The sequence below is a fragment of the Desulfobulbus oligotrophicus genome, from assembly GCF_016446285.1.
GTDB classification, from domain to species: Bacteria; Desulfobacterota; Desulfobulbia; order Desulfobulbales; family Desulfobulbaceae; genus Desulfobulbus; species Desulfobulbus oligotrophicus.
On the sequence record NZ_CP054140.1, the window covers coordinates 202821 to 217501 of the forward strand.

Here is a 14681-nt window from a genome sequence, read left to right on the forward strand (position 1 = left end):
ATCAGTGCCGGACCCGCTCACCCTGTCCGCCACGCATTGGGGACACAGAGGTTTCTCCGACCCGGAAAAATTTATCGTTCAAAATACGTATAGCCACGCAATCCGGCCTCATAGGCGGCGACGATCTCCCTTCGCTCCGAAGCACTGATCCGACCGGAACGGACTGCCTGCTCCGCTGTTTCACGGAAACGGACAAAAAGTCCCTTGGGGTCATACTGGACGTAGGAGAGTACCTCTGCCACGGTATCACCCTCCTGCTCACTGACAAACTCAAACTCACCCTTGTCCTGAATGCTGATGGTCACCACATTGGTATCACCCAGCATATTATGCAGATCACCCAGGGTTTCCTGGTAGGCCCCGACCAAAAAAACACCAAGGATGTACTCTTCATAGGGTCTGAGTTCATGCAGCGGCAGATACCGCCTGACCCCGCGTTTGTCGATAAACTGATCGATCTTGCCGTCACAGTCGCAGGTGATGTCAGCAAGGATACCCTTGCGGGTCGGCTCCTCATCCAGACGGTGAATCGGCAGAATGGGAAACAGCTGTCCAATCGCCCAGGAATCCGGCAGCGATTGGAAAACGCTGAAGTTGCAGTAATAGAAATCGGAAAGAACCCGATCAAGATCCGTGAGCTCAGGATTCGGATTCTTCAACTCCTTGGCTAGACGGTTGATCTCACTGATTGTGGTCCAGAACAGCTGTTCCGCCAGTGACCGGTCACGCAGACTGATCTGACCGTTTTGAAAGAGCCGCCTGGTCTCGTCACGGTAGAAAATAGCATCGTTGAGGACCTCCTGAATGTTGCGGATCGTCAGGTCCTGCAGAGCCTGATGCATGTATTCAAGCGGAGCCGGGCAATCTTCAGGCAGCCGCAGCGGCAGCGGTTCGGTGTGAAAGCGGGTAACATCCAGAATATTGAACAGGAGAATCGAGTAGTAGGCCACCAGCGCCCGGCCGGACTCGGTAACGATCACCGGATGGGGTATCTCCTCTGTCTCCAGGGAGGTCATCACCGCCTCGACAATGTCGGTGCAGTACTCTTTCAGCGTATAGTTCCGACTGGAAAGAAAATTGGACTGCGAACCGTCATAGTCCACTGCCAGGCCACCACCAAGATCCAGATATTCAAGCGAGGCGCCCTCTTTGACCAAACCGGCGTAGACACGGCAGGCCTCGTACACCGCTGTCCGGATCTCGCGGATATTGGAGATCTGTGAACCCAGGTGATAGTGCACCAGTTTAAGACAATCAAGCATACCCGCACTGGCCAGCAGGTCAATGGCCTGGATGAGCTGACTGGTATTGAGACCGAAAATCGACCGCTCACCACCGGATTCCGACCAATGCCCTCCGGCCTGTGCCGACAGCTTGATGCGAATACCGAGGATCGGCTTGGCGTTCAGCGCCTTTGACCGTTCAATGATCAACGGCAACTCATCAGGCATCTCCACCACCAGGATACAGGTGAACCCCATCTTGGTTGCATAGAGGCCAAGATCGATAAACTCCTCATCCTTGTAGCCGTTGCAGATGAGCACCGCTTTCTTATCGTGCATCATGCCCATGGCGGCAATCAGCTCGGCCTTGGAGCCTGCTTCGAGACCATGGTGATACCGTGAACCGAATTGGGTGATCTTCTCAACAACCTGCTGCTGCTGATTCACCTTGATCGGGTAGGCCCCCATAAAGCTCCCCTGATACCCCTGCTCCGCCATGGCGGAACGAAAGGTTTCATTGAGGCTGGTGATTTGAGCGTCAAGGATATTTTCGATCCGCAACAGGACCGGCATATCGAAACCGCGTTCACGGATACCCCTGGCAACCTCGGCTATACTCACGGCACGTTCGGTTGCACCGGGTTCAGGGACAACCACCATATCCCCATTTTCAGCTATGAAAAAATAGCCGCCGCTCCATTCGCTCACACTGTAAAGATCCGACGACTTCGTAATATTCCAACGTTCCATCGTGTAGTTCACTCAAACTCCTCCCCGCTGTACCAACTTGTTCTGCACCATACCCTGCCCGCACTCCCCGGCTTTCCACTCATCCCACCACATCCCCGGCACCCGGTAAAATCCGCTTACAGCAGCAAACCCACCGGACTTCCGCCGGCCATGGGATGGTGCAGTCTGATCTCCCGGCCATCAGCCACTGCCTGACGATACGCCGGGCCATGAACCATGGCTGACCGGCCACCCCTGCGCTGCAGGCGGGGAAACCGGGCGGTAACAAAGGCTGCCAAGCGTTGCTGCCTCTGTGCTACCGGCAAAGTTGTACCCGTTGTCCGGCTGTCTTCCGACGGTCCAACAGCTCCGGCTACTGCTGTCTGCAAGGTCTGCCCAAAACCGGCCAGCAGACCGAGGTAGTAACTGCGCCGCGCAAGACGGCGGTTGCCGGCAAAGGCATGACGGTTCGTCTGCCACAACGCTTCAAGGCGGTTTTCAAGAAAAAAGTAGCAGTGTTCCGCAATGGCCACCGACTCCTCTGCTCCCAGCAGCTCAATCGTCTTGTAGCTGCAATCGGCTTGCGGGTCGTACTCGGAGGCACAGATAACCCTCACCGCAAAGCAGCGTTCCAGAAGAACGGCAATAACCTTGCGATGCTCCGCCAGCCTCTGCCGACCGGTGCTGATGGTACGATGCACCAGTCCCTCTTCCCGGGCCAGCGCATCCATATCAAGCTGGTGGCGGGTGAGGAGTTCTCCGGCGCGCTGCAGGGCGAGTGCTGCTTCATGTTCGTTGTCCGAACACCCCAAGGCCAGTAATTTCCGCACCTTTTCAACGATTCGTCGTCCCGGCCCGGTCACCGCTGTACCCTGATCCAGCTCCGGAATCCCCTCCGACAGGTCTGCGGCCGCATGCTGAAAACACACGTCAAGTCCAAGCTGAGTACAGGCTTGGCGAAACAGCGGCCCATGCCCTGCACCAGGTTGCCCGAAAACCTCGTCACAGATCTGGTGGGCAATTTCATGCTTGAACACCTGCAGGGTCAAGCGCCATGGGTGTGCACTGATCAGAAAATGACTGAGACTCAAAATCCGTTTGCCCGGCAGCCAGCTACCCAGTTGTGTACGGCTCTGACTGATGCGCAGGATCGGCGGCTGCAGAGAAAAGCCGTACTGATAACAGATATCGTCATATTCACGTGACAACTGGTTCAGCCAGGCGAGGTGGAGCCGACTGTTGAGACCTTCCATCTGTTCAGGAACCCGAGCCCGCAGCTCCAAGCCGCCGCAAGGCTCCGATACGGGCCAGTATCGGAGGATGGCTGTAATGCAGGAAGACGTGCAGCGGATGCGGCGTCAGGTTGCTGAGGTTGCTTACACTCAGCTTCTTCAGGCCCTGAATCAATGCCTCTCCCCCGCTGCCAGCGCCTCCTGTTTCCACGGCATAACGATCAGCCTGGTATTCATGGCGTCGTGAAACCAGATTCAAACCAATGGCAAGGACAGTGGAAATCGGGGCATAAAGAAAACCAAAGAAGACCAGAGAGGCATAAATGGAGAGATGTTCCATTCTGAAGGCTTCAAACAGACCGGGATTGCCCAGAAACAGGGAGAGAATGAAAAACATGATCCCCATCTGGGCGATGGACAGCGTCATCATCACCGGAATATGCCGTAGTTTATAATGCCCCATCTCATGGGCCAGTACAGCCACAATCTCATCGGTGTTCAGCTTGTCCATGAGGGTGTCGAAAAAAACAATACGCCGAAAACGACCAAAACCAGTAAAAAAGGCATTGGCCCGGGTAGAACGTCTGGATCCGTCCATGGTGTAGATACCCTGCAGGGCAAAACGCTGGGCTGCTGCATACCGGGTGATACGTTCGTTCAGGTCACCCTCGTCCAGGGGGATAAACTTGTTGAACAACGGCATGATAACCACGGGTGCCAGCAGCTGCACCACAAAAATAAACGTTGCAACAGCTGCCCAGCAGTAGAGCCAGGCCCATGTGCCGGCAAACTCAAAAAACCAGAGGATAGCCGCCAGCAGCGGGCCGCCGAGAAGAACGGCCAGCAGCAGCCCTTTACCGTAATCAAGAACAAAGGTCGTCACCGTGGTGGTGTTGAAACCAAACCGCTGTTCAATGACAAAGGTGGAGTAAACGGAAAAAGGCAAACTGAGAACTGCTGACAGTAAACCGAACAGACCCGTGAAGAGCAGGCCGGTACCAATGGAAGAGAGGTTGAAACTGCGGGCAACCAGGTCAATATAATGAAAGCCGCCGACAAGGATAAAGAGGATCGTCAGCACCAGACTGACTGTTGACTGTAGCAGTGAAAACCTGGTCTGCACCCTGGTGTACTCCTGGGAGCGGACATACTGATCGGGTTGAAACACCCCGGCAAACTCGGCCGGCAGCCGGGGATTGAGCGAACGCAGGTTCAGCAGGGCAACCACAAGATCGATCAGGTAACCAACGAGAAGAACACTGAGAATAAAAAGAAGATAACCGTTCATGACTGTCGAAGTTCCATGAAGTTTATGCCACACAATCTGACTGACGTACGATGCACTTACAGAAGATCGGTGGACGCTGCAATTAAATTGTGGGGTTGACGGATCTTTACAAAATAGAGACAAACAGGCACTGTCAAGGTTACAACCTCAACAAAGAGAACTGTGTGAAACCTGCAAACAGGAAAAACTCATTGAGATCGGGGCAACCGGTGTTTGAGCTGCAGGTACAGCGGGCCGGGTGCTCAAAAAAACGACTGCCAGAATAGCATGATTGCCATGCGATGTCCACCCGTACAGATCTTCTTTTGCCGCTGGTTATGGCCAAAAACGAACAACCCCGGAGGTTGCAGACCGGGAAGAGATCGATTGTAAAAAAATTACCCAAGCATTGAAAAACAGCAGCATCGCTGCACAAAACAAGACGTTGAGGAAAGGGTAAGGTTCAGTGTTGGGTCGCTCCCTAATGGCGCCCAACGCTCCGCATAACCGGCAGCAAAAAGCAGAGCGAAGAACGAGCGGCACTTTTTCCTGTCCGAGTGCATGTTTTTGTTAGACGATTATTAGTTAACATTGTACTCCACATCTAACCACTTCCTATAATATGGGTCTTTCACGTGTTCGAGAATTGCTTTTCTTGCATCATTGTCTATCCTAATTTTCTCTGAGTTTAATACAGAGCACAGCACCATAAATTTTGGCAATGGATATGGCCTTTGTATGTTTTTAGGAAACAAATAAAAACGGAGCCTTCCATCTAGTCTGTCAACATTGGAAAACCTTTGTATCTGGTTGGCAAGAGATACAGTATTCGCTATCCCTGAAGATATTTGAGTGTAAAGTAACGACTCAATTTCCTTATTATTCGTTATCATGAGTCTACCCATTACCGCAGTGACCTGCCTCCTCAAGAATGAATCGGCCTGCCATAAATTTTGGTACTTCTTAATAAATTTCAGCAACTCTTCAGCGTGATCGTATTTGGCTTTAAACCATAGCACTGAATAAAAGTCTGCTGGGTTCTTCCTTTTAAATGATGCAGCAACCAACGTAGCATCGATGTTCTGCAAAAACTCTTTGCTTGAGTCATGAATTGGTACTTCCCAAGCAGGCTGTTGAAAAACAGGAAAATACAAGACAAGGGTTGTTTGTTTGCCCTTCGATAGCTCTTTGACAGTGAGCCCTTGGCCGTTTGTTTGTCATGATGTGTTGCCGGTTTTCATCTTCCGAGGCGCTTCAAGCCGCTCTGATGAGGATTTCCCCTCTTATCCAGAGGTAACTACCCCCAGATTACGCATTCGGACCATGTTGTAGGCTGCCGCAGAGAGCGTGAACAGCCAGTCTATCTTTTCCACGCCTTTGTATCTGGCTTTGCGTAACCAGGCGACGGTCTTCATCCAGCCAAATATCTCTTCCACCCGTTTGCGTTTCTTCCGACTCACGGCATAACCTGCATGACGGGTGGTCCGGCCATCGATGGCGGAGCCTTTGACTTTCTGTGCTACATGTGGAGTAACGGTCAGGCTGCGCAGGTCATCGACGAACTCCTTGCAGTCATACCCTTTGTCCGCGCCGATGGTGACCCGATGTGTGCCCGGAATATCCGAAGCCATGGAAAGGGCGGCCTCGCGCTCCGCCGTCCCGGTTGCCTGGGTCAGGCGGGTATCGACGACCAAACCGTTCCGATTTTCCATCAGTACATGCCCCATAAAGCAGAGCCTGGCCTCCTTGCCTTTTCCTTTTCTGAACAGCCGGGATTCTGGATCGGTGACCGATGCGTGCGTGTCATTGCGACGCTTTTTCCCGTGGAAATCCACTGCCGGATTGCGGTTGCCGCCGGTAGAGACCGGAGGCTCCTCATCTTTGGGCCGAAAGCTCTTCAGCGATGCCCACGTTTCGATCAGTGTGCCGTCAACGGTGAAATGGTCGTCAGACAAGAGTCCGGCTGCCTCGGCTTGGGAACAGATGGATCGCAAGAACATCACCGCAAGATCACTGTGCAGAATGCGCTCCCTGTTTTTGGAATAGACGGAGTGATCCCAAATTGCTTCATCCATGGACAGGCCGACAAACCAGCGAAAAAGAAGATTGTAATCAAGCTGTTCCACCAACATCCGCTCGCTCCGGATCGAATAAAGGATTTGCAGCAGCAGGGAGCGAAGCAGTTGCTCGGGCGGAATCGATGGTCGTCCTGTTCGTGAGTAGAGTTCCCGAAACACGGGAGAGAGTTCCTTCAGCGCTTTATCAGCCATGATTCGGATAGGGCGCAGGGGATGCGTTTGGGGAACCCGGGATTCGGGGGAGAGATAGCTGAACAATTTCTGTTGCTGAATGTCAGGACCGCGCATATTTCCACCTGTTTGTCAGTTATTCCAAATGGTTGGATAATACACGGTATTGTTTTACATGTCCCGTTGTTTATGAGTTTTTCAACAGCCTGATTGGTACTTCCCAAGAGGTCACGAGTGAACAAATTTGATAAAGAGATATGTCGTCAAAAACATCAAGATTTGACAATATCTCTTCTACTTTTTTCGCCGTTTGCTTTTTGTAGCCAATCTTTGACAGATAATAAAGGAGATTTGGACGAAGGCCTGGATAGTTTAAATATACCTGTGATATTTCAGTAAGCAGCTTAGTTGACTCCAGCTTGCCAAATGCCGTTATATAGCGCTTTGCAATCTTGTCCCAATATTTTGGGCCATGATCTTTAAAGTGTTTCTTGAAATTTTTCCTTAAATCTGTGGTTACCTGATTGTAGTTAACGTCGCCTTTTTTGACACCTTCCAAAGAGTCAAGATATTTGTTTTCATCAATTTGAAAGTGATAGCGAGCCTCTTTGCTATCATAGATTGCAGTTTTAGAGAGATTTAGAGCCAACCCTCTGCTCTTGAGCATGTCTGAAATTGAGCTGATTAATTCAATTGCTTCCTTCCGATTATCTGCCCCGATTACTATGTCATCCATCCATCTTGTGAATGAATCATGTGTCTCCTGCTTCAGTACTTCATCAATTTCAAACAAAAATGAATGCGCAAGCAATCGAATTGCTTCAAGATTTGATGTAGGCAACCCTCTTCTACTATAGGGAAGGTAATCAGGTTTCCATGATATTTCTTCTATTACATGGAAGAGAATATCTACAAGAACTTCATTATTCTCTACATACCCTAAAAAAACCTTTTTCAGCTCTTCAATGCTTATACTGTCATAGTAATTTGATAAATCTGTAACAATTAATAGTTCTTTTTCATCGTTGAACCGATAAATTTCCTTCTGTAGTTTTTTCCACTGCTTCCTGAAAGATAGGCCGTATTCGGCGGCATCATGTGGCTTACCTACATTATGCTTGTCGCGCGAGTAAAAGGAATTATCAGAAGGTTGGCGCTTGATGATTTGCTCGGCGATGGACTCGACTAAAACTTGCAAAACAAGGGCATCTATCGGTTGTGGAATAACGATGTGCCGACATACGCCGAACTTTTTTTCTAACCTATAGATTAATGGCAATGAAACGCGGTATGTTCCGTTAAGAATTTCATTTCTAATCGCCGTGGCCCGATCTTCTATGTTGTAGTTAAAATCATAGTGATCGTATAAATCTTTGAAATCCAGAGAACGTAGCTGGCCGCGAACAATTTTTCTCCATACGGAACTGACCTCTTTTTTATCAAAGAGGCTTGATAGCGTTTTTTTTCTGAGTTTTCTGAATCTATCCGTATGCATGTTTTTTTATTCGTCTAACGCCAGCGTAACGGGCCGGCTTGGAGCGTCAGCGGAAATCCGGTCCCGTTGACGCCATGGTTAGACGATGCAGGCTTACACCCGATACTTAATCCGGTTTTCCCTTCTCTGGTGTATTTCCTCGAGCCTCCCTTGGCGCTCATGCTTATAGTCAAAGTGGGAATCGATTAAAGCGATGTAGCCATTAGCATGGAATGCCCATTCATCCCGCTCATCTAGCGAATCTACGAGCAAGTCACCTGTAAAAGAAGGACCGATAGTTTCAAAGGTTAAAGCAACAACGATACTACATACCTCGTTGACTTCGGAAACGATATCTTTAAGCATATCAACGGTTTCCATGCCTAAAGATATGCCTTTTTCCCTTAAGCGTAGTTTCTCGTCAATTCTTCTTTTGGTCAGATGAACGTAGTTAGAAGCCCTAACCCAAGCCGAACGAACACTAGTTGCAAACTCATTCTTGTGTTCGCCGAGCAACCGAAGGGGAAGATCAAAAACGTGGTCAACGTTACTTTTATTTACTTTTTTTCCCCTATAAAAAGCAACTCTCTCATCAAAAGAATCTTTCGCTCGGACTTCATCGACATAGGCAACGTTGACAGCTACTTCTAACATGTACCGTAGTTCTCGCCGTGCAGGGTTCAATGCTCCATTTTCAACCGCCAACTGTGCAGTCAAAGCCGCTTCAACTATGTCGTCAAAGTGTCGTGGCAGTAGATACTTTTTTCCAAAATCCTGCCATCTTGACGCAGCAAATTCGCATAGCCTAAGCGTATGAATAAGATCTCTAACCGTTTGTCTCAAAAAATCGAGTTCTGATTGATATTCTTCGGATGCTCTTAGCTTTTCATGCTCAGAGGATTTCTTCTCTACCTCTTGCATCGAATTCTTCAGAGCTTCCAATAATGGGTTAGCTGAGTCGCCTTCCTTCATGGCTCCCTTCTTTTTTGTCTAACAAGGTATTAGCTGGACGGAATGGTCCAGCTAATACACTCAATAGTGTTGTTAACGATAAAAGCAAAAAACATGCCGAGTTTATTATATTCCACGGTGAAATGATGCTTAAAAATCTGATGGGCTTTTACCTCTTTTGCCGTCTTGTCTGGTATGCAGTGGGTATACATCATCGTTGTTCTCATATAGGTGTGGGCCGGCATCGTTTGGATTGTCCGTATGTCGCAGTCAGCTTGTAAAAGATGAGTCGCGAAACTGTGGCGAAAACTGTGCGATTTAACGCGCTTAATGAGTTTTTCCATCCGCGATACGTCTCCACACTCGTCGCCAAACCGGCCTTCAATGGATTACGCTCGATGTAGCGAGCCACTGCCCAAAGATACTGATCACTTTCAACTACGCAAGAGAAAAAGCGGTTTTGCCGGATGCGTCCAGACTGATTCAGCTTGCGGTTGAGATACTGGGTATACACCAGGTTGGTAATGCTGATTCCTCGCGATAGAGCGGTTTTAGTCTCCGGCACGACAAGAAGATGAATGTGATTGTTCATCAGGCAATACGCCCGGATACTCAGATGATATCTTTGGGCATATCCTGCCAATACCTTCAAATACGTCTGCCGGTCCTCATCATCGAAAAAGACGGTGGCGCGATTATTACCGCGCTGCGTGATATGATGCGGATAGCCGGCCGCTATGGTGCGTGCAATTCTTGGCATGGTGCGGATAATACGGTCAAAGCTGATAGCTCGCAGCAGACAATATGGGAAGTGTCCCTGGTTTCCCCTGATTTGGCCTGCATAGTTCGATTCGTCAGCAAGTTGCTACTACCAGATACAAATGCCTTTTCAAGTTCAAGTCAACGGCCGTTGTCCAACGTCTGATCCGATGTGAGCATTGCCCATAGGGGTGTCATTGCACCAGGCGGATGAACGCAATGGAACAAAAGCCGAAGTGCAAACCAAATTAAAACTCAAGTTAATGGATCAGGTTCGGGAAGTGTTGCGTTATTGCAGTTGCCCGAACCGGCAGCACACTCATCTCTTTTACTCCGGGAAAAGCCCGTGAACAAACCCTGCCGTCGTCAAAATCCTCAAAACGCTCTGTGATCAGGTTGAAGACAAACCAAAAGCACTGTACGATAGGCAGGTTAACGACCCTGACCGGTCGCAGAAGCACTGTTGACAAGAAAACCGCATATCGGAACATCAGATCCCTGTGTTGAACAAATCATCTTTCTCTACAACCAGACGACCATGATCGACTACCTACAGAACCTCAGCCCCGTTACGCAGGCATTCTTCGCTACTCTCTTCACCTGGGCACTCACTGCCGCCGGTGCGGCTCTGGTCTTTCTGGGCCGTGAAATCAAGCCAAAGATACTGGACGGTATGCTCGGGTTTGCCGCCGGCGTCATGATTGCCGCCAGCTTCTGGTCGTTGCTGGCTCCCGGAATCGCCATGGCTGAACAGCTGGATCTCATCCCCTGGCTCACCGCTGCCATCGGTTTCATGGCCGGTGGAATCTTCATGCGGCTGACCGACAAGATCCTGCCTCATCTCCATCCCAGTATGGCCAGGTCGGAACAGGAAGGGATCAAGACCTCATGGCAGCGTTCCACCTTACTGGTTTTAGCCATCACCTTACATAATATTCCCGAAGGGCTGGCCGTGGGTGTTGCCTTCGGTGCAGTCTCAGCCGGGCTGCCGACCGCCACCCTGGGGGGAGCCATTGCCCTGACCATCGGTATCGGTCTGCAAAACCTTCCTGAAGGCACAGCGGTGTCCATGCCGCTTCGCCGCGAAGGGTTGAGCCGGGGTAAAAGTTTTTTTCTTGGTCAGGCATCGGGAATAGTTGAACCCATAGCCGGGGTTCTGGGCGCACTGTTTGTCATTAAAATGCAGTTTATCCTGCCCTATGCCCTCTGTTTTGCCGCCGGTGCCATGATCTTTGTGGTGGTTGAAGAACTTGTTCCGGAATCTCAACGCAATCACAAGAATATCGACTTTGTCACCATAGCCACGATGATCGGTTTTACCACCATGATGATCCTTGACGTTGCGCTTGGTTAAACAACCGGGCCCCGGCTTGATCATCCGTGTTTTTTTGTGCAGCAGATCGTCCGGAGCTGATACACCTGCCATGGTGGCTGCCGTGATCCACGAGTACAGACAACCGACTTTTTGAACAACAGGAACCAGGTGGAGGAAAGACAATGCAAATAGGTATGATCGGAATCGGCCGTATGGGCGGTGACATGGTGCGCCGACTGCTGGACAGGGGGCACCAATGCGTTGTGTATGGCCGGCGACCGGAGGCTGTTGCCGCCCTTGTGGCAGATGGAGCAACAGGGACCCATACCTACCCGGACTTTATCAAGCAACTGCAGACACCGCGTGTTGTCTGGCTGATGGTACCGGCAGGCTCGGTGGATGCCGTACTGGCGGAGGTGTTGCCGCTGTTGACTCCTGGAGACATCGTTGTTGACGGTGGTAACTCAAGATACCATGGTGCTGTACAACGCGGGAAACACCTTCGGGAACGCGGTTTGCATTTTCTTGATGTCGGTACCAGCGGCGGTGTGTGGGGCCGGGAGCGCGGCTACTGCCTGATGATCGGCGGTGAAACCACGGTTGTACGTCACCTTGACCCGATATTTCGCGATCTGGCGCCCGGCCGTGGTGAGGTGCCCTCAACTCCCGGTCGAACAGCCGATTCAACGGCGGAGAACGGTTACCTGCACTGCGGTCCCAATGGGGCCGGGCACTTTGTCAAGATGGTCCACAACGGTATCGAGTACGGTATGATGGCAGCCTATGCCGAGGGTTTCAACATCCTTCGCCACGCTGATATCGGCCAGGCCACCCAGGTGCATGATGCAGAAACCACCCCTTTGGAGCACCCGGAATACTATCAGTACAACTTCAACCTGGCTGATATTGCCGAACTGTGGCGACGGGGCTCGGTGATCCCTTCCTGGCTGCTCGATCTGTGCGCTCGTGCCCTGACCGAAAGTCCGGATCTGGCTGATTTTTCCGGACAGATATCCGACAGTGGTGAGGGACGCTGGACCATTCATGCCGCCATTGATGAGGGGGTACCAGTGCCGGTGTTAAGTGCCGCCCTGTTTCAACGCTTCAGTTCACGAGACCGCGCCGGGTTCGCCGACCAGCTTCTCTCTGCCCTGCGGTGGCAGTTCGGCGGTCACAGTGAACCCTCAACCGATGAGAGGTGAGCCATGTTGCGACCGCAGCCATTTGCACCCACAATCATAACCATCATCGGCGCCGCCGGTGACCTGGCTCAGCGTAAACTGATTCCGGCCCTCTACAACCTGCACCTGGATCGATATCTTCCTGAGCAGCTCGCCATCATCGGTCTTGCTCGCAGACCGCTGTCAGACGAGAACTTTCGTGAGCAGCTGCGGGAAGGTGTGGAACAGTTTTCGCGCCGGGGTGTGGGTGAGGAGGAAAGGTGGCAGGCCTTTGCCGCTACCCTCTCCTATCTTGCCGAAGATGTCAGCAATCCGGTTTCCGGCCTGGCACTCAGCAGTCGTCTGCAGGCAATCGAGTCTGCCTGGGGACAACGGGCCAACCGGATTTACTATCTGGCCATACCACCAACCATGATGAAACCGGCGGCAGCCATGCTGCAGCGTCTGGGCGTCTGTCGCGATTGTACCCACGACCGGTTGGTGATTGAAAAACCTTTTGGTCGTGATCTTGCCTCAGCCCGGGATCTGAACAGCTTTTTAAGTGAGATGTTCGTGGAATCGCAGATCTACCGCATCGATCATTATCTCGGCAAGGGGACAGTACAAAACATCCTCGCCTTTCGCTTTGCCAACTCCCTGTTCGAACCCATCTGGGACCGGCGATATATCGACCAGGTGCAGATCACGGTTGCAGAAACAGTCGGCGTAGAGGGGCGAGGCGACTACTACGACCAGGCCGGTGCCCTGCGTGACATGGTGCAAAACCACCTGCTCCAGCTGCTCTGCCTGGTTGCCATGGAACCGCCGATCTCGTTTGCTGCCGACGATGTCCGTAACAAGAAGGTTGATGTCCTGCGTGCTATCCGGCCGTTTCACCCGGATGCCATTCACCGGTTGGCGGTGCGGGGCCAGTATCGCCAGGGAACCATCCTGGGGAAATCAGTGCCCGGATACCGCGAGGAGGAGAAAGTAGCTCCGGACTCCACCACGGAAACCTACGGTGCCTTCACCTTTCACATCGACAACTGGCGTTGGCAGGGAGTCCCCTTCTACCTTCGCACCGGAAAACGAATGCCGGCAAAGGTCTCGGAAATCACGGTTCTGTTCCACGAGCCGCCCCATCAGTTCTTCCCGGCTGCTGCGGTGGAAAACTGGCAGCAGAATCGTATTGTCATCCGTATCCAGCCAGAGGAAGGCATCGGTACCCGTATTCAGGTCAAACAGCCGGGCACAGGTATGCTGCTGGGCACCGCTGAAATGCGCTTCCGCTATGACGAGGCCTTCCGGACTCCGGCACCGGAGGCATACGAGACCCTGCTGCTTGATGTTATTCGCGGTGATGCCACACTGTTTATGCGGGCCGATCAGGTCGAAAGCGCCTGGCAGGTGGTCAGCCCGATTCTTCATGCCTGGGATGCTGTCCCCACTGCAGGCTTTTCCGAGTATGCGGCCGGTACCTGGGGCCCGGAATCAGCCGACCTGATGATCGCCCGCCAGCGGCACAACTGGTTGCAGCCAACCAGTGGGGGATGAACGCCATGAAGACCATGACCATTTATCCTGATGCAGAGTTATTAAGCCAAGCGGCGGCTGTTTTTTTTGCGGAACGCGCCAGGCTGGCACTGGCCGATCATGGCCGCTTTTCTGTGTTGCTGGCAGGCGGCAGCACACCACGCCGTACCTACGAGCTGCTGGCTCAAAAACCGCTGGCCGAGCAGATTCCATGGCACGCCTGTCATTTCTTCTGGGGAGATGAACGCTGTCTGCCCGACGGAGATGAACGCCGCAATGAGACCATGGTCCGCAGCGCCCTGCTCGACCACGTCCCGGTGCCACCGGCCCATATCCATTCCATCACCCGCTGTGAACAGGGTGTCGAGCATGCTGCTGCTCTCTATGCTGCTGAACTGCAACGTTTTTTCGACACCCAACAGCCACGCTTCGATCTTATTGTGCTCGGCCTTGGTGAAGACGGGCACACCGCCTCCCTGCTGCCTGCCTCTGCCGCACTGCACGAAGACGTCCGGTGGACAGCGGTAGCCCGTCGACCGGAGGAGGGATTCAGCCGGGTCACTCTTACCATCCCGATCCTTAACCAGGGAGCCTGTACACTGTTTTTAGTGAGCGGTCAAAGCAAGGCCGAGATGGTGCGCACGATCCTCCAACCCCGCACCGGCGAGATCACCGTACCAGCCCAGCTCATCCGGCCGCGGGAAGGTGAACTGTTCTGGTTCCTTGATCAGGGAGCGGCAGGACTGTTGAAGGATGCACAGACAGCCTGATTACCCGCAGCAGCAGACA

The 14681-nt window shown here is 52.1% G+C and carries 13 protein-coding genes; 4 read left to right on the forward strand and 9 right to left on the reverse strand.

The genetic code is table 11. From position 1 onward, the window contains the following. Positions 1–71: 71 nt before the first annotated feature. From speA to HP555_RS00930, 9 genes are all read right to left on the reverse strand, one after another. Positions 72–1973 carry a biosynthetic arginine decarboxylase gene (gene speA / locus HP555_RS00895; RefSeq protein WP_199264458.1) on the reverse strand — a complete coding sequence of 634 codons (1902 nt, stop codon included), beginning with the start codon at positions 1971–1973 and terminating at the stop codon, positions 72–74. A gap of 116 nt (positions 1974–2089) precedes the next feature. Further along, a complete protein-coding gene (locus HP555_RS00900; RefSeq protein ID WP_199263344.1) occupies positions 2090–3235 on the reverse strand; it encodes a DUF2786 domain-containing protein in 1146 nt (381 codons plus the stop codon). After that, positions 3210–4472 carry a M48 family metallopeptidase gene (locus tag HP555_RS00905; RefSeq protein WP_199263345.1) on the reverse strand — a complete coding sequence of 421 codons (1263 nt, stop codon included), beginning with the start codon at positions 4470–4472 and terminating at the stop codon, positions 3210–3212. The genes HP555_RS00900 and HP555_RS00905 overlap by 26 nt, the downstream gene beginning before the upstream one ends. Before the next feature lie 560 nt (positions 4473–5032). Continuing rightward, entirely contained in the window at positions 5033–5539 is a 507-nt protein-coding gene (locus HP555_RS00910) for a hypothetical protein (protein ID WP_199263346.1), read from the reverse strand. 195 nt (positions 5540–5734) lie between these two features. Next, positions 5735–6817: an IS5 family transposase gene (locus tag HP555_RS00915; RefSeq protein ID WP_199263347.1), complete on the reverse strand. Its 1083-nt coding sequence runs from the start codon at positions 6815–6817 to the stop codon at positions 5735–5737. 70 nt (positions 6818–6887) lie between these two features. After that, on the reverse strand, positions 6888–8195 hold the full coding sequence (locus tag HP555_RS00920; protein ID WP_199263348.1) for an RNA-directed DNA polymerase: 1308 nt from the start codon (positions 8193–8195) through the stop codon (positions 6888–6890). A 93-nt stretch (positions 8196–8288) separates the two neighbouring features. Continuing rightward, complete coding sequence (locus HP555_RS00925; protein WP_199263349.1) at positions 8289–9146, reverse strand: hypothetical protein; 858 nt, start codon at positions 9144–9146, stop codon at positions 8289–8291. A 29-nt stretch (positions 9147–9175) separates the two neighbouring features. Then, the gene (locus HP555_RS14325; RefSeq protein WP_408639836.1) at positions 9176–9457 is read right to left on the reverse strand and encodes a tyrosine-type recombinase/integrase; all 282 of its coding nucleotides are present in this window, start codon (positions 9455–9457) and stop codon (positions 9176–9178) included. Continuing rightward, a complete protein-coding gene (locus HP555_RS00930) occupies positions 9349–9885 on the reverse strand; it encodes a transposase (protein WP_199263350.1) in 537 nt (178 codons plus the stop codon). The genes HP555_RS14325 and HP555_RS00930 overlap by 109 nt, the downstream gene beginning before the upstream one ends. 537 nt (positions 9886–10422) lie before the next feature. Between HP555_RS00930 and HP555_RS00935 the strand changes: the two genes are divergently transcribed. The 4 genes from HP555_RS00935 to pgl all read left to right on the forward strand — a co-directional run bounded on the left by HP555_RS00935 (position 10423) and on the right by pgl (position 14662). Further along, complete coding sequence (locus HP555_RS00935) at positions 10423–11238, forward strand: ZIP family metal transporter (protein ID WP_199263351.1); 816 nt, start codon at positions 10423–10425, stop codon at positions 11236–11238. 143 nt (positions 11239–11381) lie between these two features. After that, positions 11382–12401, forward strand: coding sequence for a phosphogluconate dehydrogenase (NAD(+)-dependent, decarboxylating) (gnd, locus tag HP555_RS00940; RefSeq protein ID WP_199263352.1), 1020 nt, complete (start codon positions 11382–11384; stop codon positions 12399–12401). A 3-nt stretch (positions 12402–12404) separates the two neighbouring features. After that, positions 12405–13913 carry a glucose-6-phosphate dehydrogenase gene (gene zwf, locus HP555_RS00945; protein ID WP_199263353.1) on the forward strand — a complete coding sequence of 503 codons (1509 nt, stop codon included), beginning with the start codon at positions 12405–12407 and terminating at the stop codon, positions 13911–13913. A 5-nt stretch (positions 13914–13918) separates the two neighbouring features. Continuing rightward, complete coding sequence (pgl, locus tag HP555_RS00950; protein ID WP_199263354.1) at positions 13919–14662, forward strand: 6-phosphogluconolactonase; 744 nt, start codon at positions 13919–13921, stop codon at positions 14660–14662. The last annotated feature ends 19 nt before the right edge of the window (positions 14663–14681 follow it).